Annotated in this window: 18 protein-coding genes; 6 read left to right on the plus strand and 12 right to left on the minus strand. The window is 60.0% G+C overall.

The window, feature by feature from the left end; translation table 11 throughout:
* Position 1: 1 nt before the first annotated feature.
* From BSF44_RS00970 to BSF44_RS00980, 3 genes are read right to left on the minus strand one after another with little or no spacing between them, the layout of a single operon-like run.
* Positions 2-790, minus strand: coding sequence for an ABC transporter permease (locus tag BSF44_RS00970; RefSeq protein ID WP_008050662.1), 789 nt, complete (start codon positions 788-790; stop codon positions 2-4).
* Entirely contained in the window at positions 787-1,704 is a 918-nt protein-coding gene (locus BSF44_RS00975) for an ABC transporter permease (RefSeq protein ID WP_095941868.1), read from the minus strand. The genes BSF44_RS00970 and BSF44_RS00975 overlap by 4 nt, the downstream gene beginning before the upstream one ends.
* 1 nt (position 1,705) lies before the next feature.
* Positions 1,706-2,791: an ABC transporter ATP-binding protein gene (locus tag BSF44_RS00980; protein ID WP_095941869.1), complete on the minus strand. Its 1,086-nt coding sequence runs from the start codon at positions 2,789-2,791 to the stop codon at positions 1,706-1,708.
* A gap of 140 nt (positions 2,792-2,931) precedes the next feature.
* Between BSF44_RS00980 and BSF44_RS00985 the strand changes: the two genes are divergently transcribed.
* From BSF44_RS00985 to BSF44_RS00995, 3 genes are all read left to right on the plus strand, one after another.
* Positions 2,932-3,621: a GntR family transcriptional regulator gene (locus BSF44_RS00985; RefSeq protein ID WP_007973313.1), complete on the plus strand. Its 690-nt coding sequence runs from the start codon at positions 2,932-2,934 to the stop codon at positions 3,619-3,621.
* 213 nt (positions 3,622-3,834) lie between these two features.
* Positions 3,835-5,946: a PAS domain-containing sensor histidine kinase gene (locus BSF44_RS00990; RefSeq protein WP_095941870.1), complete on the plus strand. Its 2,112-nt coding sequence runs from the start codon at positions 3,835-3,837 to the stop codon at positions 5,944-5,946.
* Between the two features lie 164 nt (positions 5,947-6,110).
* Positions 6,111-6,344 (plus strand): DUF465 domain-containing protein, encoded by a 234-nt coding sequence (locus BSF44_RS00995; protein ID WP_095941871.1) that lies wholly within the window; start codon positions 6,111-6,113, stop codon positions 6,342-6,344.
* Between the two features lie 272 nt (positions 6,345-6,616).
* On the opposite strand, the gene BSF44_RS01000 is transcribed toward BSF44_RS00995, so the two are convergent.
* The 5 genes from BSF44_RS01000 to BSF44_RS01020 all read right to left on the minus strand — a co-directional run bounded on the left by BSF44_RS01000 (position 6,617) and on the right by BSF44_RS01020 (position 11,037).
* On the minus strand, positions 6,617-7,696 hold the full coding sequence (locus BSF44_RS01000; RefSeq protein WP_095941872.1) for an SMP-30/gluconolactonase/LRE family protein: 1,080 nt from the start codon (positions 7,694-7,696) through the stop codon (positions 6,617-6,619).
* Positions 7,693-8,838 (minus strand): SRPBCC family protein, encoded by a 1,146-nt coding sequence (locus BSF44_RS01005; RefSeq protein ID WP_095941873.1) that lies wholly within the window; start codon positions 8,836-8,838, stop codon positions 7,693-7,695. Before BSF44_RS01005 ends, BSF44_RS01000 begins: the two co-directional genes overlap by 4 nt.
* Before the next feature lie 106 nt (positions 8,839-8,944).
* Complete coding sequence (locus BSF44_RS01010; protein WP_095941874.1) at positions 8,945-9,808, minus strand: LysR family transcriptional regulator; 864 nt, start codon at positions 9,806-9,808, stop codon at positions 8,945-8,947.
* Between the two features lie 139 nt (positions 9,809-9,947).
* The gene (locus tag BSF44_RS01015) at positions 9,948-10,262 is read right to left on the minus strand and encodes an SCP2 sterol-binding domain-containing protein (RefSeq protein ID WP_007946492.1); all 315 of its coding nucleotides are present in this window, start codon (positions 10,260-10,262) and stop codon (positions 9,948-9,950) included.
* 64 nt (positions 10,263-10,326) lie between these two features.
* Entirely contained in the window at positions 10,327-11,037 is a 711-nt protein-coding gene (locus BSF44_RS01020) for a histidine phosphatase family protein (RefSeq protein ID WP_095941875.1), read from the minus strand.
* Between the two features lie 201 nt (positions 11,038-11,238).
* Here BSF44_RS01020 and sohB point away from each other — a divergent pair, with 201 nt between their 5' ends.
* Positions 11,239-12,261: a protease SohB gene (sohB, locus tag BSF44_RS01025; RefSeq protein WP_095941876.1), complete on the plus strand. Its 1,023-nt coding sequence runs from the start codon at positions 11,239-11,241 to the stop codon at positions 12,259-12,261.
* A 142-nt stretch (positions 12,262-12,403) separates the two neighbouring features.
* Here sohB and BSF44_RS01030 read toward each other — a convergent pair whose 3' ends face one another.
* The gene (locus BSF44_RS01030) at positions 12,404-12,991 is read right to left on the minus strand and encodes a hypothetical protein (protein WP_095941877.1); all 588 of its coding nucleotides are present in this window, start codon (positions 12,989-12,991) and stop codon (positions 12,404-12,406) included.
* A 286-nt stretch (positions 12,992-13,277) separates the two neighbouring features.
* Between BSF44_RS01030 and BSF44_RS01035 the strand changes: the two genes are divergently transcribed.
* Positions 13,278-17,165 (plus strand): dermonecrotic toxin domain-containing protein, encoded by a 3,888-nt coding sequence (locus BSF44_RS01035; protein ID WP_095941878.1) that lies wholly within the window; start codon positions 13,278-13,280, stop codon positions 17,163-17,165.
* A 51-nt stretch (positions 17,166-17,216) separates the two neighbouring features.
* On the opposite strand, the gene BSF44_RS01040 is transcribed toward BSF44_RS01035, so the two are convergent.
* Complete coding sequence (locus BSF44_RS01040) at positions 17,217-17,711, minus strand: DUF934 domain-containing protein (RefSeq protein ID WP_095941879.1); 495 nt, start codon at positions 17,709-17,711, stop codon at positions 17,217-17,219.
* On the minus strand, positions 17,695-19,353 hold the full coding sequence (locus tag BSF44_RS01045; protein WP_095941880.1) for a nitrite/sulfite reductase: 1,659 nt from the start codon (positions 19,351-19,353) through the stop codon (positions 17,695-17,697). The genes BSF44_RS01040 and BSF44_RS01045 overlap by 17 nt, the downstream gene beginning before the upstream one ends.
* 522 nt (positions 19,354-19,875) lie before the next feature.
* Between BSF44_RS01045 and BSF44_RS01050 the strand changes: the two genes are divergently transcribed.
* The gene (locus BSF44_RS01050) at positions 19,876-20,961 is read left to right on the plus strand and encodes an ABC transporter substrate-binding protein (protein WP_095941881.1); all 1,086 of its coding nucleotides are present in this window, start codon (positions 19,876-19,878) and stop codon (positions 20,959-20,961) included.
* A 6-nt stretch (positions 20,962-20,967) separates the two neighbouring features.
* Here the strand turns inward: BSF44_RS01050 and BSF44_RS01055 are convergent, their stop codons facing one another.
* Positions 20,968-21,186, minus strand: coding sequence for a DUF2970 domain-containing protein (locus BSF44_RS01055; RefSeq protein ID WP_095941882.1), 219 nt, complete (start codon positions 21,184-21,186; stop codon positions 20,968-20,970).
* Positions 21,187-21,191: the final 5 nt, after the last annotated feature.

A 21,191-nucleotide genomic window follows, 5' to 3' on the forward strand; every position in this document is an offset into this window, starting at 1 on the left:
ATCATTGGTTTTTGCCGCGCTGTCCCAGCCAGAAGGCCAGCACCACCAGCACGATGGAAATCACCAGCATCAGGGTCGATATCGCATTGATCTCCGGCGTCACGCCGGCCTTGATCGCCGAGAAGATGTACACCGGCAGAGTGGTCGAACCCGGTCCGGCGACGAAGAAAGTCATGATGAAATCGTCGAGGCTGACCACAAACGCCAGTACCGAACCGGACAGCACCGCCGGCCACAGCAGCGGCAAGGTCACCCGGCGAAACACCTGCCAGGGGTTGGCGTACAGGTCGTTCGCCGCCTCCAGCAGGCTCTTGTCCAGGTCGTTGAGCCGCGCACGGATCGGCAGGTAGGCGAAGGGAATGCAGAAGCCGATGTGGGCGACGATCACCGTCAGCAAACCGAGCTTGATCCCCAACGCCATGAACAGCAGCAGGGTGGCCACGGCGGTGACAATCTCCGGCAGGATCAGCGGCAGGTTGATCCCGCCCTCGACCATTTTCTGTCCGTAGAACGGCCGGTAGGTCGCCAAGGCCGCGAGCAATGCAATCGCCGTGGCGCATACCGTGGCGATGCTGGCGACGATGATCGAGTTGAGCGCCGCGGTCTGGATCGACGGGTTGGCCAGAATTCGCCCGTACCAGTCGAACGAGAACTCGGTCCACACTGTTGCCGAGCGGTTGGCGTTGAAGCTGTAGGCGATCAGCACGAATATCGGCAGGTACAGATAGGCCAGCATCAACAGGCTGACTTCACGGGTCAGGGGCAGTTTCTTCAGGTGCAGGGCGATCATGCTTGGGCTCCTGGGCGCTGGGGCTTGGCGGCATTGCGGCTATAGAGGGCGTAAAGCACCAGGGACAGCAACATGATCCCCAGCAACAGGAACGACAGTGAACTGCCCAGCGGCCAGTTGCGCGCGGTGCCGAACTGCTGCTGGATCAGGTTGCCGATCATCAGCGTCTTGCCGCCGCCGAGGATCGCCGGGGTAATGAAGGCACCCAGACTCGGCACGAACACCAGCAAGGCCCCGGCGATCACCCCCGGCATCGACAGCGGCAGGATGATCCGCCGTAGCGCGTGCCAGCGGTTGGCACCGAGGTCGTAGGCGGCTTCCACCAGACGCCAGTCGAGTTTTTCCAGGGTCGAATAGATCGGCAGGATCATGAACGGCAGGAAGCTATAGACCAGGCCGACGCTGACCGCGAAGTCGTTGTAGAGCAGGGTGATGCCACCGGCCTGGGGGAGTAGCGCGTTGAGGCTCTGGGCGACCCAGCCGTGCTCACGCAGGATGATCAGCCAGGCGTAGTTGCGGATCAGCAGGTTGGTCCAGAACGGGATGGTGATCAGCAACACCATCAGGTTGCGCCGACGGGGTGTCAGGCTCGACATCCACAGCGCCACCGGGAAGCCGAACAGGAAACACAGGACCGTGGTGCCACCGGCCTGGAACACCGAACGCAGCAACGCCTGGGCGTAGACCCAGTTCAGTTCCAGTTCGCCATCGAAACCTTCCTGGAAAAACAGTTGCACGTAGCTTTGCAATTGCCAGTCGGCCTGCCAGTCGACGCCGCCATAGACGTTGCGCGGCAACAGGCTGATGTAGCCCATGATGCCCAGCGGGATGGCGATCAGGGCCAGCAGGGTCAGAACCACCGGGCTGAGCAACAGCGCGCGGTTGAGGGCTGGGGAAGTGCTGCTGACGCTCATCTCAGGCCTCCATCAACAGGCAGGCGTGGGGCGGCAGGTTGACCGCGACGCGATCGCCCACCACCCGCCCGTGGTTCAGGCCTTCGTTGTTCTCGCGCAGCATGACCTTGATGTCGTTGTTCAGGCGGCATTGATAGAGCGTGGCCGTGCCGACATACAGCACGGCTTCGATCACACCGCGCAGGTGATGGGGCTGTGTCGGCTCGACCAGTTGCGAACGCTCGGGGCGGAACGCCAGTTGCACCTTGCTGCCGTCAAAGCCCTGGGCCGGGCAGGGGATTTCCACGGGCATGCCGTTGGGCACGAAAAGCTTTTCATTCTGCTGGCCGCGCTTGAGGTGACCGGGGAGGAAGTTGATGTCGCCGATGAATTGCGCAACGAACCGGTGCTGCGGGCGCTCGTAGATTTCATTGGGCGTGCCGATTTGCAGGATCTTGCCGGCGGACATCACGGCAATGCGATCGGACAGGGTCAGGGCTTCTTCCTGATCGTGGGTGACGAAAATGAAGGTGATCCCGGCTTCTTTCTGCACGCGCTTGAGTTCGACCTGCATTTCCTTGCGCAACTTGAGGTCCAGGGCCGACAACGGTTCATCCAGCAACAGCACTTTGGGTTTCGGCGCCAGGGCCCGGGCCAGAGCCACCCGTTGCTGTTGGCCGCCGGACAGTTCGGCCGGTTTGCGCCTGGCCAGGTGCTGCATTTGCACCAGCGCCAGCATCTCATCGACGCGCTGCGGGATCAGTTTGCGATCAAGGCCCTGCATCTCGAGGCCGAAGGCGATATTCTGCGCAACACTCATGTGTGGAAACAGCGCGTAACTCTGGAACACCGTGTTGACCCGACGCTTGAACGGCGGCAAATCGTTGACCGGTTCGCCCGCAAGAAGGATCTCACCGTCGCTGACATGCTCGAAGCCGGCGATGGTGCGCAACAGGGTGGTTTTGCCGCAGCCGGAGGGGCCGAGCAGGGTGAAGAATTCGTTGTCGGCAATGTCCACCGAGACGTTATCGAGGGCTGGCGCCAGTCCTGGATCGTCGGAATATCGCTTTGAGACGTTTCGCACTTCGATTGCTGTTGGATGACCCATTATGGTGCATTCCTCTAATTATTGTATGCAAAATCTGGATGCAATTTAGAAATACCCGGATTAATCTGCCCGTGCAAGCCCCTTTTTCAATGGCTGTTCATTCGCCAGGGGCGGTTGCGCAGGGCGCGAGGAGTTGATGAATGACGGAAAAGAAACTGGAAACCACGGTCGACCGCGTCTACCAAGGGGTTTACGAGGCGATCAGCAAGCGTTCGTTGCGTCCGGGCATGAAGCTCGGCGAAGCCTCTTTGGCCGAACTGTTCAATGTCAGCCGCACGTCTGTCCGGGCCGCGCTCAAGCAATTGGAGGCCGACGGACTGGTCACCACCGAGCCCAATAAAGGTGCATCGGTGTCGCTGCCCAGTGACGAAGAGATCCGTTCGCTATTCGAAACCCGTCGCCTGGTCGAGATCGGTATCGTCAGCGAACTGTGCCGTCGTCGCGATACGGCGGTGACCCAGGACCTGCGCGATCACTTGCTGCTCGAAGATGAAGCGCATCAGAGCGGTGATCACGAACGGCTGATTCACCTGCTCGGCGAGTTCCACATCAAACTGGCCCGCAGCCTGAACAATCCGGTGTTGCTCGACTGGTTCCAGAAGCTGATTTCCCGGGCTTCGCTGTATGCCGCTGCGCTGGATGACGACAGCCACGAAGCCTGCCGCGACGACGAACACCTGCGGCTGATCGAGTACATCGAAGCGGGCAACCAGAGCGCGGCCATCGAGCTGACCTGCATGCATTTGAACGGGATCGAGAAGGCCATTCTGGATGTCGCGGCCACGCTGAAAAGCAGTTACAACCCGCTCAAGCATTTGATTGAGGTCTGACCCCTCTGAACACCAAACTGTAGGAGCGAGCCTGCTCGCGATAACGACGGTACAGTCGACTTGGATGTCGTTCGACGCACCGCTATCGCGAGCAGGCTCGCTCCTACAAGGATTCTGCAAAGGCCCGCGAGAATCAGCTATACCTCTATGAAACGAATAGCGCGCAGGATGCTCGAAACAAACGGGTGCAACTTACCGGGATAGAGCCAAGCCATGCAGTTTCTAGAGGATAGCCACGGATGCTCCGGGTGGAACGGCGAAATGGCCGGGCGCATTCGTGCGTTCGACTGGAGCCTGACCGAACTTGGCCCGCTCGATTCCTGGTCCAGGAGCCTGAGCAGCGCGGTGCAGTTGATGCTCGCGTCTCCGCTGCCCATGGTGATGCTCTGGGGCCAGCCCGGGTACATGATCTATAACGACGCTTATTCGAAGTTTGCCGGTGGGCGTCATCCATATCTGCTCGGCTCCTCTGTGGAACTGGGTTGGCCGGAAGTCGCCGAATTCAATCGCCACGTGGTCGACACCTGCCTGGCGGGCGGCACCTTGTCCTATCGCAACAAAGAACTGGAGCTGCTGCGTGACGGGGTTCCGGAAGATGTCTGGATGGATCTCTATTACAGCCCGGTGGCCGACGATGACGGACGTCCGGCCGGGGTCATGTCCATGGTGGTGGAAACCACGGAGCGGGTGATCTCCGAGCAACGGCGACAAGTGGCTGAAGATGCCTATCGTGCCGACAACGAACGGGTACGCCTGGCGCTGAACGCTGGCGCCTTGCTCGGTTCCTTTGTCTGGGACATCAAGGCCAACGTGCTGTCGGGTGACGAGCGCTACGCCCGCACATTCTCTTATCCGCCCGGGCAAGACCTGCAAAACCTGTCTCGGGAAATCGCAGAAAGCCGGATCCATCCGGATGACCGCAGTTGGGTTCAGGAACGCGTCACACTGTCGGTCGAGACGGGCGAGCCTTACAACGTCGAATACCGGATCCAGCGCCCCGACGGCAGCTACCTCTGGGTACTCGCCAGTGGTTGTTGCGAGTTCAATGAGCAGGGCGAGGCGTTTCGTTTCCCCGGCGTGCTGATCGATATTCACGAACGCAAGAACGCCGAAGAGTCCCTGCTCAAGTTCACCCGCAACCTGGAACAGCGGGTGGCCGATGAGGTCGAGGCGCGGCTGGCGGCGGAAGAACAACTGCGCCAGGCACAGAAGCTGGAAGCCATCGGCAGCCTCACCGGCGGTGTGGCCCATGACTTCAACAATCTGTTGCAAGTGATCGCCGGCAACCTGCACTTGCTGGCGCGCCATGAGCGGGGTAACACCAATGTGCAGCGCCGGGTCTCGGCGTCGATCGCCGCCGTCGAGCGCGGTGCCAAGCTGTCTTCGCAATTGCTTGCATTCGCCCGACGCCAACCGTTGTCGCCCGCGGTCTTCACGTTGCGGCAGATTTTCGATGGCCTGGCGGAGCTGTTGCTGCGTGCCCTGGGTGAAACCCTTCAGGTTCACATGACGGCACCCGAAGACGCCTGGAATGTGTTTGTCGATCGCAATCAACTGGAAAACGCCATTCTCAATCTGGCGATCAATGCCCGTGACGCCCTTCAAGGCGAGGGCAGGATTGACCTGTGCGCGGAAAACATTGTCCTCGACCACAAATTCTGCGCTGCAAAGGGCATTCCCCCCGGGGACTATGTGCGGGTGTCCGTGACGGATACCGGGGTCGGCATGCCGCCGCAGGTGCTGGCCCAGGCATTCGAGCCGTTCTTCACCACCAAGGCTGACGGGCAGGGCACCGGCTTGGGCCTGAGCATGGTGTTTGGCTTCGTCAAGCAGAGTGGCGGTCATATCGAAATCGCCAGCGACGTGGGGCAGGGAACCCGGGTGCAGTTGTACTTCCCTCGCACCTTGCGCGCTGCGGCCAGCGAAACACCGAACCCTGATGTGCCGCAACGGGGTGGTCACGAACGCATCCTGGTGGTCGAGGACAATGAGGCCGTACGGGGGGCGGCGGTGGAGTTGTTGCGCGAAGAGGGCTATCAAGTCCTCACGGCCACCAACGGTGACGTGGCCATGCAAATGTTGCTGGAAGGGCTGGCGGTGGACCTGATATTCACCGATGTGGTCATGCCCGGCCTGATCAAGAGTTCGGACCTTGCGGCCTGGGCGAAAGTGCAGGACCCACCGGTGGCCGTGCTGTTCACCTCGGGGCATACCCGCGACATCATCTCGCGCAATCACCAGCTCAGCCCTGACACCCACTTGCTGAGCAAACCCTACAATCCCGAAGCACTCAGGCAAATGGTGCGCATGGTGCTCAACGGCTGAAACCGCTGGCGCAGGCAAAGGTTTTTATCGCCTGGGGACCGGACGACGAACGGACGCCGCTGGTCTGACAGGTGGTCGACAGAACGGCCAAACCGAGGCCATTCTGATAGTTGGTGAACGCAATTGATCGCGTTTCGCTGCCGATCAACTAACGGAGGTGTTCCATGCCGGTGCCCCATGACCTTTATCAGGATCTGAAACGCTCAAAGGAAGAAATCCAGCAGAAACGCACCAAGGATCCGTTACTGGATTCACTGCTTAACAAGTATTCCCAGGCGGATGCCGAAGTGGTGAAAGCAGAGGAGGCCAAGTCCAACGATGACACCGTAAGGAAGCTCAAGGAGACACGTTTGCTGGTCAAGGACAAGATCGTCAAGCAACTTGGCTCGTCGTCCTGACCCAGCGTGCCTGTCACCGACGGCCGGTGGCTGAACAGTTGAAGTGGCACAAAAAAACGGCACCTCGAATACCCGGAGACCGATGTCACGGCTCTCAACGAGGTGCCTCATGACCCGGCCCGAATATCCCGAAACTGAACGCTGTCCCTGTAGGAGCGAGCCTGCTCGCGATGGCGGGCCGACAGGCGATGCATGTGTTGACTGGCCCGGCGCCATCGCGAGCAGGCTCGCTCCTACAGTGGTTCTGCGGTGAATTCAGATAGGGGTGCTGCTCATTGCAATGCCTTGCTTAACGGCAATCGCACCATGTTCGGGGCTTTCAGCGAACCGAAGTACAACCAGTCCCCATACTCGCGCACCGTGGTGATCGGAGAGTAATTGTCGCTGCTGCCGTCCTGCAGGTTGGCGATCACTTTGCCGTCAAGGTCCAGGCCCAGGGCTAAGCCGCGCTTTTCCACGGGCTTGGGCAAGACCGTCATGGCCCGCACGATCATCTTGCGCACGAACGGATGCGACGCCGTGGCGTCGAGCAAGGCATTTCGGGGGGCATATAGGGCCACCCAGAAGCGGTCGCGGCCATTGAACGACAGGTTGTCCGGCAGCCCCGGCAGGTTATCGATGAACAGGTCGTGGGTGCCGGCCTTCGGACCGCTGAGCCAATAACGGCTGATGCGGTAGGCACCGGTTTCATTGACCAGTACATAGGCATCGTCCGGTCCCAGGGCCACGCCGTTGGCAAACTCCAGCTTATCCAGCACAACCGACGTCTTGCCGGTCTGGAAGTCGTAGCGCAGCAGGCGACCATCGCCACCGTGTTCGATCACGGCCTCACCGTCGTGCCCATAGCCGAAGCGGCTCGAAGCATCGCTGAAATAAGCGTAGTGACCGGGTTTGTCGATGACCACATCGTCGGTAAAACCGAAGGGAACGCCGTCGGCCTCTGTGGTCAAGGCCACCAGACGCCCCTGGGCATCGAGGGACAACAAGCCTTTGACGGCATCGGCGATCACCAGCAGACCATTGGGATGCCGGGCCAGGCCCAGTGGCCGGCCACCGGTAACGGCCAGAACTTTGGTGGTCTTGCCGTCCAGGCTCGTGCGGATCAGGCGACCGTCGTGCAGGCCGGTGATGAGCGTGTCGTTTTCGAGCAACAAGGCTTCCGGCCCGTCGATGTTGGCGGCACCCACGCGTTCCACGTCCTTGAGCCGCTGATTGTCGGCGTAGATTCCGCTGGTCAGGGACGGTGCAGGTTGTGGCGTCCAGGCGACCGGTCGCACCTTGGTTGGCATCAGCAGCAGGAAGGCGCCGACGGCGACGACGGCCAGCAACAGACATTTGGAAGTTCTGCTCACGCGCCGACTCCTGTCGCCGTCAGATACTTCTGCGCCATGTCGCGCAACGCCAGCATCGACGCCGCCGATTCCCGATCGATGCGCCGCTTGAGCAACAAGCGGTTGGCAAGCCGCATCGCCAGGCCGCTGAATTGATACTCAAGGGTGCGGACAAAGCGTGTGGCCTCGCCCGTGGCCTCGCATTCATAGGTCACCACCAGCGACAGCCCATGATCGCCCCGGGCTTCGGCGCTCCAGCGTCGTCCGGGCAGGTACTCCGCCACCTCCCAGCGCAAGTGCCCGTCGCGCCCGCCGGCACGAATGTCTTCCTCGAAACGTGCACCGGCATGCAACGGACCTTTTGGCCCATCGATGTGCAGCGAAGACGGATGCCATTGCGGCCAAAGGGTCACGGTACTGGCGTAGGCCAGTACGTTTACCGGGTTTGCGGCAATGACAATCTGATGCTGCATGCGGGTCATGGGGGGGCTCGTCGGGTTGAGCGGCTCGGGTTCCGGCTCCCAGTAGAGGGTGCCGAACAGGTAATCCATCAGCGGGAAAACGATGTTGAAATTACGCTCCTGCATCAGTTCGCGACGGTGATGCAGCTCGTGCAGCCGGCGCATCTGGCGGATCCACGGCAGCCGTGTGAGCGGGTTGCGCGACGGCAGGTGCTCGCAGGCATGAAACACTTCGTAAGTCAGGTAGCCGAGGACAAGAAGGCCGCCGACCAACCCGGCGACGTTGCTATTGATGTGCTTGAGCAGCCACCAGAGGGGCAGGGCGACGGCGAGGGTGTGCAGCACGATCAGCCAGGCCGGAAACAGGATCACCCGCCAGTCGCGGGCGCTGTCGTAGGTCATGTGGCCGGGGGTGAAAAAGCTGTGGTGGTCGACTGCGTGACGGGCATAAAACAGCCGGGCGAAGCTCTTTTTATGATGCCCCAGGTGGCGATGCACCGTGTACACGCCGAGGTTGAACAACAGCAGCGTGACCGGCACTGCCAGCCATTCCGCTGGTCGCACCTGATGTACGTTGCTCCAGAAGACGCTCATCGCCACTGCCCCGAACATCAGGACAAACGCGCCGTGCAGCCAGGGGTTGTAGAGCGGATGAATGTCGGCGCGGTAACGACTGCGGAATCCTTCGGTGGTCTGCCTCACTGCAATCACCTGTCGTTTTTGTTATCTCTCTCAGATTAGCCGATCCCGGTGATTTGACGGACCGAACCTTGAGGACACAACGGCCATGATCCGGTGCAAACCGGTCTCAGGTCAGCGGATCCCAGCGCTGCGACCAGTCTTCGTCGGAGTCGATGACCTTGCGCAGCAGGTCGAAGGCGTGTTGCAGCGTCGGCGAGTCACGATCGCGCGAGTAGACCAGATAGGTCGGGTAGTTGAATTCCGGTGCCTTGGGCACCCGTTCCAGGGCGCCGCTTTGCAGATAACTCTGCACGACGCGGGTGCGAAAGTAGCCACTGCCGCCGTTTTCGAGAAGGTACTGCAAGCCCAGCGGACCGAGATTGAAGCTCAGCGCTGCCTTGGCTTTTTCCGGCAGCGCGGCATCGTGCTGGCGCCGGAAATCAGCGCCCCAATCGATGTACACATAAGGATCGGGCTTGTCGGCCTGGCGCACGAGAATCAGCTTTTCTTCGAGAATCTGCTCGACCTGCAGACGCGGCCAGTACTCGGGCTGATACACCAGCGCGGCATCCAGAACGCCCAGCTCCAGTTGCCGCAGCAGGTTTTCGCCGTCGCGGATTTCCATGCGCAGGGCGTGGCTGGGGATGTTCTTGCGGATTTCGCCGGCCCAGCCGAGCATCAGCGGGTTGCACAGACTCACCTCGCCACCGATGTGCAGCACATCGCGATAACCCTCGGGCAACGGCAAATCACGCCGCGCGGCTTCCCAGGTTTGCACCAGCTGATTGGCGTACACCACGAAGGCTTCGCCGTTGGGCGTCAGACGGGCGCCGGCACGGTTGCGCACGAACAGGGTGCCGCCCAGTTGGCTCTCGAGTTTTTGCACCCGTGCGGTGATCGCTGTCTGGGTGACGTGGAGTTTTTCCGCGGCGCCAGCCAGGCTGCCATGGCGGACGATTTCGAGGAAGGTGCGGGCGAGGTCGATGTCCATGGGGTGGCCGGTGTGGGGAGTGCGGATATTGTATGAGCACCACCGAACCTGTGGCGAGGGGGCAAAAACGACGAATCCCGCCACTAAGGGCGGGATTCGTTTACAGCAGGCACGCTCCCGACAGCCGGGAGTCAGGTGCTTACGACGGGAACAGCTCGGACAGTTTCATCGCCAGCATCATGTCGCCTTCAGCGCGCAGTTTGCCGCCCATGAACGCTTGCATGCCGTCAGTCGAACCATCGACGATGCCTTGCAGGGTTTCGCCGTCCATCACCAGAGTCACTTGGGCGTCCGGGTTCTCGCCTTCCTGCAGCTCGCAGGTGCTGTCCTTGACGATCAGCGAGAAGTTCTTGGTGTCGTCGATGCGGAAACCGAAGACCAGGTCCAGACCGGCAGCGGCGGCTGGGTTGAACTTGGCTTTCATTGCTTGTACGGCATCAGCTACGGAGGTCATGGTTCGATCCTTTCTTGGGTAATAAGAGCTGGGTGATTACAGCCAGGGTCACAATAGTCCGGACTCAGCGAAATGTGATGAGTTCCGGGGCCTTCAACAGTTGCAGGTGTGCATGACTGTTGAAGGAAGCCAGCGACACCTCGCGACCACGAAACTTAAGCTGGTTGAGCGAGGTGTTGACGATTTGCCAGTTCAATTCAAAGGCCTGCCGGGCAGGCATTTGCGTAATCAGGTGGAGCAGGGCGGTGATGGTGCCGCCGGAGGTGAACACGGCGATTTTCTGAGTGTTGTCGGCCTGGTCGAGGATGCGCTGCAAGCCCGCCTGCACCCGCTCGACAAACCCCAGCCAGCTTTCCAGGCCCGGTGTGTCATAGGTTCCGGCCAGCCAGCGCTCGATGATCAGGGCGAAGATACGCTGGAATTCACCACGGTTTTGCGTGGCGTTGCGCAGGATGTCCAGGGCTTCGGGTTCGTCCGGCAGCATGGCCGGCAACAGCGCGCGGATCACCGCATCGGCGTCGAACTCGTTGAAGGCGGAGTCGGTTTCCAGCAGCGGCACCGGCAGGCCCGCCGCGGCGAATTGTTCCAGTGCGCTGTTGGCCGTGTGCTGCTGGCGACGCAGGTCCCCCGCCAGGCAGCGGTCGAAGCTGATCCCGAGTTCGGCCAGGTGCCGGCCAAGGATTTCAGCCTGACGAATGCCGGTCGGCGACAGGACGTCGTAGTCGTCTGCACCGAAGGAGGCCTGGCCATGTCGAATCAAATAGATGCTGCCCACGTCCGCGTCTTCCCGGTACGTTGAAGGTTTGGCGAGGTTATGAGGATGGCGGTGTGCTGTCAATGAAAAAACATACGCTTGTTTGAAATGCTTGTTACAGGCCTATTGCCAGAGGTTTCACGGCTGGTCGCAAGGTCGGCGCATGGGTATGCTGGAGGTATCCCGCGCGCGATCATGCCGCGCATCGTTTGAGGAGTCCCTGTGGAGTTTTTTTCCGAGTACGCCATTTTTCTGGCCAAGACCGTGACCCTGGTGATCGCCATTCTGGTGGTCCTGGCCAGTTTTGCGGCCTTGCGCAGCAAGGGACGGCGCAAGTCGTCCGGCCAGTTGCAGGTCAGCAAGCTCAATGATTTCTACAAAGGGCTGCGCGAACGCCTGGAGCAGACCTTGCTCGACAAGGACCAGCTCAAGGCGCTGCGCAAATCGCAGGTCAAGACCGAGAAAAAACAGAAGAAAAAACCCGAGGCCAAACCACGGGTTTTCGTGCTGGACTTCGACGGTGACATCAAGGCGTCAGCTACCGAAAGCTTGCGTCACGAAATCACTGCGCTGCTGACGCTCGCCACGCCAAAAGATGAAGTGGTACTGCGCCTGGAAAGCGGCGGCGGCATGGTTCACAGCTACGGCCTGGCGTCTTCGCAACTGGCGCGTATCCGTGAGGCTGGCGTGCCGCTGACCGTGTGCATCGACAAGGTGGCAGCCAGCGGCGGCTACATGATGGCGTGCATCGGCGAGAAGATCATCAGCGCACCGTTCGCTATTCTGGGTTCGATCGGCGTGGTGGCGCAGTTGCCCAACGTCAACCGCTTGCTGAAAAAGCACGACATCGACTTTGAAGTGCTGACCGCCGGTGAATACAAACGCACCCTGACCGTGTTTGGTGAAAACACCGAGAAAGGCCGGGAGAAATTCCAGCAAGACCTGGACATCACCCATCAACTGTTCAAGAACTTCGTGTCGCGCTATCGCCCGCAGCTGGCGATCGATGAGGTGGCCACCGGCGAAATCTGGCTCGGTGTCGCGGCGCTGGACAAGCGCCTGGTCGACGAACTCAAGACCAGTGACGAATACCTGGCAGAGCGCGCCAAGCAGTCCGAGCTCTATCACTTGCACTACGCCGAGCGTAAGAGCCTGCAAGAGCGTATCGGCATGGCGGCCAGCGGTTCAGTCGATCGCGTGTTGCTGAGCTGGTGGAGCCGTTTGACCCAGCAACGCTTCTGGTAATTATGCGCTCAATCAACTAAACGCTATTGTCCGCTTTTGTACCATGAACGATTAAAAGGCCTTGAACGATGCCATGCAGGCAATATTCAAGGCCTTTTTTATGGAGACTGAAAACTTAAGGGGGCAAGTGTTTATCCGTTGCTCAGTGCTGCCATGTTATTTTTGGAGTTCGGACAAGGCTGTTATTGATATTCCAATCCAGGATCCTTCCATTATCGCCATAAGTGGCCGACGCCTTGATCAGTGAATCGATGTCGGCAAAGCGAATTTCATCCATGGCGCTGATCAGTCCTTTTCTCAGATAAACACTATCGTCATCAACCGATATTGGAAACGCCGATGGTCCTGGCGCATGGCGATTGAACTGAAACTGGAATTTATAGAGGCGGTCGAGCATAAACATCCCGGGTTCATTGAGTTGCTCTTGTAATGTAGTCGGGAGATCAGGATATGAAGACCATGTCAGCTCTAAGCTGTCCATTTCACCTGGAACCTGTTTAAAGCCATTTGCCTCCAGGGCATCAAGCAGGCTTTCGAGGCTCTTGAAGCGAACATCGTCAATTTTTGGCCATTCCTCGTGTTTAATATAGATGAGAGTGTTATCAGTCTTGATGGGAGTGTAGCCAATATCGCCATTGGCATCGCAGTATAAAATGGCGAGATAACTAAGATCTTCTTCTTTCCAAAGTGTCTTGAATGCGGAGTTTCGGGCTTGATCGGAAATATACATTGTGCAAAATCCTTTTGCGGTTAGTTGGTGGGGCAAACTCTATCGCGAAAAACTTAAAAGTATTGCTCGGAGTTTATTACTGGGGTTTTCAAGTCAATATTGCGACGTTGGCTGTCTGGCCGATTAGCTGGTTTGAGTTGTGTCCCGTTTTTTTGCCTGCGAACGCTTGCCCGATGTCCTCCACGGCCTGGCGAAATCTCCGTAGGCAGCAGGCGACCGTTCCTGCTTTCGGCAAGGTAGCGGCTGGTTATGTTGGTGTTCCAAAAACAGTTGCCATGGAACGCACATGAATGACCATCGGACACCGCTTCACGCCGAACATCTGCCGCTGGGCGAAACACTCAAGTCTGTGGTGAGCGCGGCTTTGCCGCAGTCTCCCGAGCAGTTCGGTGCACAGTTGATCAAGGAAAAATGGGGGCAGGACATCGATCCGCACACAGCGCTGCTGGTCACCCTGGATTATCGCTATCGCGGGCACCCGCCGCAGGACGGTATCGAGCAAGGCCAGGTGGCAAATTCGCAAACCCTGGTGCAGGCGTTGCTGGAGAACTACCAGAGTGTCGGTGACGGGCGTTTTGCCGAAAGTCTGTTTGGCTTGTTCACGCCGCCCGATGTCGGTCCGTCCATTCGCATCGTGGATCATGTCGATGAATTCGCCGACCACGGCAATGGCAACCACCACACCTACGAAGGCATCTATCGCCGGACCACGCCCCAGGTGTATGGGCCGGCAACACAAATTGCCCTGAGGCCGGCGGCGTTCAAACAGTGGGTATGGGATCTGGATCTGCAGACCCGCTATCAGGCTTACCTTGATCGCGCCTGGCCCTCCGATAAGCGAATCCTCCAGGCGGCGCCTTTCGATCTGAGAACCTCGGCCAGGGCCGCTTTCATCATGAGCGCCTGCCTGCAACATCAGGAGGGCAGTTTGAGTCAGGAGGGGCTGGCCCTGGCCATGCAGGCCGCCGGTTTGCCAGCGGAGCAGGCCTGGAGTGCGTTGACCATCGAACAGGTACAGGCACCCACTCGCGTCAGCCCGCCGATCGAGGTCGGGCGGCTGACGATCTATCGTTACACATCGGACGATATCTGGTGTTATTGCCACCGCCGCAGCGGCCGGATCTTGTTGAATATCCCCGGCAACTCCTCACCCTTGCATGAGTTCGCCGACTGGTCGCAGCTGCGCCAATGGGTCGTGGCCCAAGGCCGGGTTGTCGCGACACGGCAAGCGCTGGTCGCGCATTTTGCGGAGGACGATCGTGAAGACGGCACTTTCCATGCGGGCGTGTTGACGGCGCTGGACGGCATGGCGGTGTACCCGAAGGAACACTGGCTGAAAAAGAACGCGGGGTTCTTCAACAACGATGGTTTCTGGGACCCGCAGGACTACATAGACCTTGAGCGTGCGCCGTCCGATACCGATCCGTTCGCGCAACTGGTGCTGACCATGAAGCAGGCTTCCATGGCCAGCGTCAAAACCATCCGCGACGATGCCCAGGTCAATCGCGACAACCTGAGCGCGGTGGTGGAGCCGCTCGTGCAGTGGATCAACCGGCTGGGGCCTTTGGCATTGTTCATTCCGGGCGGTGAGGGCGTCCTGGTGCTGGCCGGGCTGATCGACGCCGGTTACGGCCTCAATCAGGCCATCAACGGTAAAACACCCGGGCAGCGCTCCGAGGGCGTGACGCGCACGGTGTTCGGCTTGCTCAATGCGCTCCCGTTGGCCGGGGCGGTGGCGGCACTCAAGGGCGAAGAAAAAATCGCCGGAACGCTGCACGAGCCGGGGGAACCGGGGAGCGAACCTCATCCCGGAGCGCCGGCCGAGCCCACGCCCGGTTCGTCTGCGGTGCCCATGCCGACGCGTGTGGAGCTGATGCGAGGCGTTTGCGCACCGCTTGCTGCCTTCAGTGACGAGGTATTGGCGCAGATCGCCCGGGTCAGCACGGTCGACGACGATATGTTGCGCCTGATGCAGACCGGTCGCGCGCCGACGCCGATGCTTGCCGACACCATCACTCGCTTCAAGCTCGATCAGGCGCTCGAGACCGTCGCCGATCCGCAAGCGCGGGCCGGATTGTTCAATGCCCGCTATCAGGCGCTCCAGCACACGGATCAGGATTGGATTCGCCTGTTCCAGCGCGAGTACCAGGGTTTGCCGAAAAGTGCCGTGGAGCAGATCCTCGACCGTTCGGGAGTCGACATCGATCGGCCCATCGATGCTGTCGAGGCACTGCAACTGTTCAAGCGCCTGGACAACAAGGCGCGCGAGTATCAGCAGCATGTACGACTCAACCGGGCCTATGAGGGCCTGTACTTGCGCTCGGTCAGTCATCCCGATTCCGATGTCCTGGCGCTGCATTCCCTGCAGCGTCTGCCCGGTTGGCCGAAAGGCTTGCGCATCGAGGTGCTCGACGGGTCGATCAGTGGCCGGGTCCTGGACCGTTGTGGCCCTCGTGATTCAGCGGATTGCCGGCGCTTGATCAAGGTCGGTGATCGCTATCGGCCTACCAGGGTGGCAGCTACCGACGGCGAGGGTTCGGATCTGTTTACCGCGCTGGTCGATCTATTGTCCGGGGAGGAACGCGCGGCAATGTCGCTAAGCGCGTCCGACACGGCCAGCCAGTTGCGTTTGCGTATTGGCGCGCATGCCTTGTCCCGCGCCGAACTGTTGCTCGGCCTGGATCGAATGGATTCGCGGCTGTCGTTCGAAGCCGGGGGATTGCGCGGCGGCGGGTTTCCAAACACGCCACCGGGCGCTGTGCTGGCTCACGAAATCATGCGCATGCAGGTCAGGGATCTGTATCCGGAATTCTCCAATGCCCAGGCGGACGAGTTACTCCTGACGGCGGGTGCCGGGGCCCTGGCGCTGTTGGATCGCCTGACGCTCGAGGTGCGGCAGTTGCATGCCGATCTGCGTCACTGGGTTGACCAGGCCGTGCTGGATGTCAATGACATGGACGTGGATTTTCTCGCGGTGGGCGATGATGACGCGGCGGGGATGAGTCCTCAGCAGGTGGCGGCGCACAATGCCGAACTGCTGCAAAACGTGATCGACTACGAGCGTGAAATGCGAACCGAACTGGGCGACGAACTGATGAGCATCTGGCAAAAGTGCCCGCCCCAGATCAATCGAGTCTTGTCCGGCGAGGTGTTGCTCGGTTACAGACTGGACCTGGGGTATCTGGACTACCACCGCTTGCCGACAATGAACGTTCGCTTCAATGAAGTCGTAGAGCTTTCGATGCCGCGCCTGCATATCGTCGAGCGGGAGAGCCTGAACGCTTTTCTCGATAGTTTCCCCAATCTGCACACACTTAACCTGAAAAGCGTCGATCTGCGTCGGTTCAATGCAGATGATGTGCTGGAGGCGGTATTGCCTCCACCTGTTCGGCAAATGACTCGACTCACAACGCTCAACCTGAGTTCCACCTTTCTTCGGCTTCAGGAGAACACGGCTTCGCAGTTTCGTGATCTGGTGAATTTGCAAACGCTGGATCTGAGTGAAAACCCGTTGACTGTCCCGCCCGTGGTATTGGGGATGAATGAGTTGCGTGTGTTGAACCTGAGAAACACCGGGATCAGCCATTGCCCGATTGGTGTCGCCGATCAGCCTTGTTTCACTTCCCTGGACTTGCAAGGCAACCGGATCAGCCGGATTCCCTACGCGATACTCAATCAGGCGGTCTCCCGGGACCGGGTGAAACTGTGGGGTAATCCACTGACGGATGAAGAGACGTTGCTGCGTCTGGTCGATCATCGTGAACGCACCGGCATCAATCTGTGGCTGAGCGAGCCGGGTGCCGATTATGGCAGTGCGACGCCCTGGCTGGAGGAGAGTGATGAAAGCGTTCGCGAAGCGCGGCAACAGATCTGGCAACGATTGGTCGCCCTGCCATCGGGCAGTGCGTTGCTCCGGGTCATGGATGGATTGAGCCTGACGGCGGATTTCCAGGTCGGCTACCGGTCGTTGCAGGCACGCGTATGGCGCTTGCTGCAGGAAGCGGATACGTCAGAAGAGTTATGGGGTTGGTTGCGTCAGTGTGTCGAAACGCGGAGGGGCGATGCGCAGAATCCGTTCCGGTTGTTCGTGGTGCTGGAGGATCGAGTACGGCTGTACCGCGATTGGGTCGCCATGGGGCGGCCAATGCCGCTGGCCGACTATCCGCTTTTTTAGCGGGGAGGGTGAAGCGCCTTGAACCCTTAGCCTGGGTCCAAGGCGTAACGGTCAGCGACGACGGAACAGCGGCAGCGGTTCGTCGGTAGCGGCCTGGTAGGTCACCGAGAAGTCCTTGAGGCCTTCAAGGGCTTCGTGCGGGTCTTTGTCGGCGCGAATGGCAAACGCGTCGAAACCACAGCGATGCATGTAGTACAACTGGTCACGCAGCACGTCGCCAATGGCCCGCAACTCGCCCTTGAAACCGTAACGGTCACGCAGCAGGCGGGCGTTGGAGTAGTTGCGGCCATCGGTGAATGCCGGGAAGTTCAGGGCAATGACCTGGAACTGCGCCACGTCTTCGCCGATTTCCTCGGCTTCTTCATCGGCGTCCAGCCAGATGCCCAGGCCGCCATCGCGGGCCAGGAGCATGCGGCTGTGTTCGCGCCACAGCTGCAACGGCACGATGAGGTCGTCGCAGTTGCTGATCTCATCGATGTTGAAGTCCTTGGGCAGCAGGTGCCAGGTCTCGTCGACGACCTCGTTGTTCTTAATGATTCGCTGCATAGACACGCTCCTTGAAGAGGTCGATACCAATACGCTGATAGGTGTCGATGAAGCGTTCGTCTTCGGTACGTTGTTCGATGTACACGTCGATCAGCTTTTCGATCACGTCAGGCATGGCTTCCTGGGCAAAGGACGGGCCGAGGATCTTGCCCAGGCTGGCGTCACGGCTGGCGCTGCCGCCGAGGGAAACCTGATAGAACTCTTCGCCTTTCTTGTCCACCCCCAGGATGCCGATGTGGCCGACGTGGTGGTGACCACAGGCGTTCATGCAACCGGAGATGTTCAGGTCCAGTTCGCCGATGTCGAACAGGTAGTCCAGGTCGTCGAAACGGCGCTGGATCGATTCGGCGATCGGGATCGACTTGGCGTTGGCCAGGGAGCAGAAGTCGCCGCCCGGGCAGCAGATGATGTCGGTCAGCAGGCCGATGTTCGGCGTGGCGAAGCCTTGCTCGCGCAATTCGCCCCACATGGCGAACAGCTTGTCCTGCTCGACGTCGGCCAGGATGATGTTCTGCTCGTGAGAGGTGCGCAGTTGACCGAAGCTGTAGCGGTCGGCCAGATCGGCCACGGCGTCGAGCTGTTTGTCGGTGATGTCGCCCGGTGCAACGCCGGTTGGCTTCAGGGACAAGGTCACGGCCACATAGCCCGGCTTCTTGTGGGCCAGGGTGTTGCGCACGCGCCAGCGGGCGAAGCCCGGGTGCTGCTGGTCGAGTTCGGCCAGGGCGGCGCTCTGATTGTCCAGGGCCTTGTAGTCCGGGTCGACGAAATGCTTGGCGACGCGCTGCACTTCGGCTTCGGTCAGCGTGGTCTGGCCACCGCGAAGGTGCTCCATTTCCGCATCGACTTTCTGTGCGAAGACTTCAGGCGTCAACGCCTTGACCAGAATCTTGATCCGCGCCTTGTACTTGTTGTCGCGACGGCCATAGCGGTTGTAGACCCGCAGGATGGCGTCGAGGTAGCTCAACAGGTCTTGCCACGGCAGGAATTCATTGATGAATGCACCCACCACCGGCGTACGGCCCAGGCCACCGCCGACCAGGACACGGAAGCCCAGTTCGCCCGCGGCGTTGTGCACCGGCTCAAGGCCGATGTCATGGACTTCGATGGCGGCGCGGTCGGAAGTCGAACCGTTGACGGCAATCTTGAATTTGCGCGGCAGGTAGGCGAATTCCGGGTGGAACGTGGTCCACTGGCGCACGATCTCGCACCATGGGCGCGGGTCGATCAGTTCGTCGGCGGCGACACCGGCAAACTGGTCGGTGGTGACGTTGCGCAGGCAGTTGCCGCTGGTCTGGATCGCGTGCATCTGCACGGTGGCCAGTTCAGCGAGAATGTCCGGAATGTCTTCCACGGCCGGCCAGTTGAACTGCACGTTCTGCCGGGTACTGATGTGGGCGTAGCCCTTGTCGTAGTCGCGGGCAATCCTGGCCATCATTCGCACCTGGCGCGAAGTCAGTTGGCCGTAAGGCACGGCGACTCGCAACATCGGCGCGAAACGCTGGATGTAAAGGCCATTTTGCAGGCGCAGGGGGCGGAATTCTTCTTCGCTCAGCTCGCCTGCCAGATAGCGTCGGGTCTGATCACGGAACTGCTTGACGCGGTCCTCGATGATCCGCTGATCGTATTCGTCGTATACGTACATATAAGTCCTGTTCTCAGGCTTGGGCCGGTCGGAAACAGCGGCGTATTTTGGCTTGCTGGCGTCCGATAAAACCTCGGCAATTCTGCGCGCACGGCCGCGCACTCCCTACGGAGCCGGGGCAAGATACCAGTTTGCAGTTATGCGTAAAAGTGATGTTTGAGCATATGTAAAGAACCAAATCGCCTAATGAGAATCGTTGTTGCAAAGACCCTGTTTGTGATGCGGGCAATCGTCGTCTTTACTCTGCTCGAGTCTTTATGCAATCACCGATAAAACCGACAAGAGGCGATGCAATGAGCAACCCAACCAAAGCACGGAAAAGCGATAGCACTGTTGATGCATGGGCCATTTTGTTCCTGATCATTCTGGTCGTGGGGACGGCTGTTTTCTGGGTCAGTCATCAGTAAGCGACCCCGTCCGGGCCCGGTTCCGACGATTGTCTGACAAAAACCGGAAAAATCGCCGTTTTGCGGATGTTCGCTGGCTATAATGCGCGGCGAATTTCCGGGGCTCGGACGACCAATGTTGAAGTTTCTGTGTGGCATATTACTGACACTGGGCATGGTGGTGGGACATTGTGCCCAGGCGGCGTCTGTGCTGTTCCTGAACCCGGGAACCCCCACGGAAGCGTTCTGGATGAGTTACTCGCAGTTCATGCAGGCCGCGGCGACCGACCTGGGGATGGATTTGCGCATCCAGTATTCCGACCGCATCTCTGAAAACACCATCGGCCAGGCTCGCGAAGCCCTTCAGGGCCACCATCGCCCCGACTACCTGGTCTTCGTCAACGAGCAATACATCGCCCCCGAAATCCTGCGGCTGGCCAAAGGCAGTGGCGTGAAGCTGTTCATGGTCAACAACGCCCTGACCCCGGATCAGATGAAGTTGATCGACGCCCGTCCAGACAAATATCCCGATTTGCTCGGCAGCCTGGTGCCCAACGACGAGGAGGGCGGCTACCTGATGCTCAAGGAGTTGATCCGCCAGCACGGCCCGGTGGCCCCCGGCCAGACCATCGAGTTGCTGGCTTTTTCCGGATTGAAGATCACCCCGTCCGCGCAATTTCGCGAGAAGGGCATGCGGCGTGCCTTGGCCGAGCACCCCGAGGTGCGTTTACGGCAACTGGTGTACGGCGGCTGGACCCGGCAGCGTGCCTATGAGCAGGCCAGGTTGCTGTTCAAGCGCTACCCGCAGACGTCGCTGGTCTGGGCCGCGAATGACGAAATGGTGTTCGGCGTGATGCAGGCGTATGTCGAAGCGGGAGGTGTGCCAGGCAAGGGCGCGCTGTTCGGCGCGATCAACAATTCACCCGCGGCGTTGCAGGCGCTGCTGGACCATCGCCTGAGTGTCTTGCTGGGCGGGCACTTCAGCCTCGGTGGCTGGGCGCTGGTGCAATTGCATGACTACGATGAAGGCGTGGACTTCAGCCAGTACGGTGGCCGTGATCGCCAGATCCCGTTGTTGCAACTGATCGATCGGACACAGGCCAGGCGACTGCTGGCGATGGGCACTGCGCAGGACTTCGGCGTGGATTTCCACAAACTCTCGGCCAAGGGGCGTCCCGCGTCCTGGCGTTACCCGTTCACCCTGCAGACCCTGATGCACTGAGTACCGTCAAACCCCGGCCAGAAGCAGTACCAGCTTGACGATGCCGAACAGCGTCAATGCAAACACCGCCGTGAACACAATCCCCAGAATCACGAAATGACTCGGCTTGCCGTGAGTGAAATCACGGGCCCGGTTCTTCCCGCTCTGCACCCCAAACGCCGCCGCCATGACACTGTGCAGCATTTGCCAGAAGGTCGGTGGCTTGTTGTTGCCCGGATCGTCCATAAAAC

Source organism: Pseudomonas sp. ACN8, from assembly GCF_002303925.1.
Taxonomy (GTDB): domain Bacteria; phylum Pseudomonadota; class Gammaproteobacteria; order Pseudomonadales; family Pseudomonadaceae; genus Aquipseudomonas.

Excerpts from the sequence above, each read along its gene's own strand:
- BSF44_RS00970 (WP_008050662.1), bottom strand. The coding sequence starts at position 790 with ATGATCGCCCTGCACCTGAAGAAACTGCCCCTGACCCGTGAAGTCAGC.
- BSF44_RS00975 (WP_095941868.1), bottom strand. The coding sequence starts at position 1,704 with ATGAGCGTCAGCAGCACTTCCCCAGCCCTCAACCGCGCGCTGTTGCTC.
- BSF44_RS00980 (WP_095941869.1), bottom strand. The coding sequence starts at position 2,791 with ATGGGTCATCCAACAGCAATCGAAGTGCGAAACGTCTCAAAGCGATAT.
- BSF44_RS00985 (WP_007973313.1), top strand. The coding sequence starts at position 2,932 with ATGACGGAAAAGAAACTGGAAACCACGGTCGACCGCGTCTACCAAGGG.
- BSF44_RS00990 (WP_095941870.1), top strand. The coding sequence starts at position 3,835 with ATGCAGTTTCTAGAGGATAGCCACGGATGCTCCGGGTGGAACGGCGAA.
- BSF44_RS00995 (WP_095941871.1), top strand. The coding sequence starts at position 6,111 with ATGCCGGTGCCCCATGACCTTTATCAGGATCTGAAACGCTCAAAGGAA.
- BSF44_RS01010 (WP_095941874.1), bottom strand. The coding sequence starts at position 9,808 with ATGGACATCGACCTCGCCCGCACCTTCCTCGAAATCGTCCGCCATGGC.
- BSF44_RS01015 (WP_007946492.1), bottom strand. The coding sequence starts at position 10,262 with ATGACCTCCGTAGCTGATGCCGTACAAGCAATGAAAGCCAAGTTCAAC.
- BSF44_RS01030 (WP_095941877.1), bottom strand. The coding sequence starts at position 12,991 with ATGTATATTTCCGATCAAGCCCGAAACTCCGCATTCAAGACACTTTGG.
- BSF44_RS01035 (WP_095941878.1), top strand. The coding sequence starts at position 13,278 with ATGAATGACCATCGGACACCGCTTCACGCCGAACATCTGCCGCTGGGC.
- BSF44_RS01040 (WP_095941879.1), bottom strand. The coding sequence starts at position 17,711 with ATGCAGCGAATCATTAAGAACAACGAGGTCGTCGACGAGACCTGGCAC.
- BSF44_RS01045 (WP_095941880.1), bottom strand. The coding sequence starts at position 19,353 with ATGTACGTATACGACGAATACGATCAGCGGATCATCGAGGACCGCGTC.
- BSF44_RS01050 (WP_095941881.1), top strand. The coding sequence starts at position 19,876 with ATGTTGAAGTTTCTGTGTGGCATATTACTGACACTGGGCATGGTGGTG.
- BSF44_RS01055 (WP_095941882.1), bottom strand. The coding sequence starts at position 21,186 with ATGGACGATCCGGGCAACAACAAGCCACCGACCTTCTGGCAAATGCTG.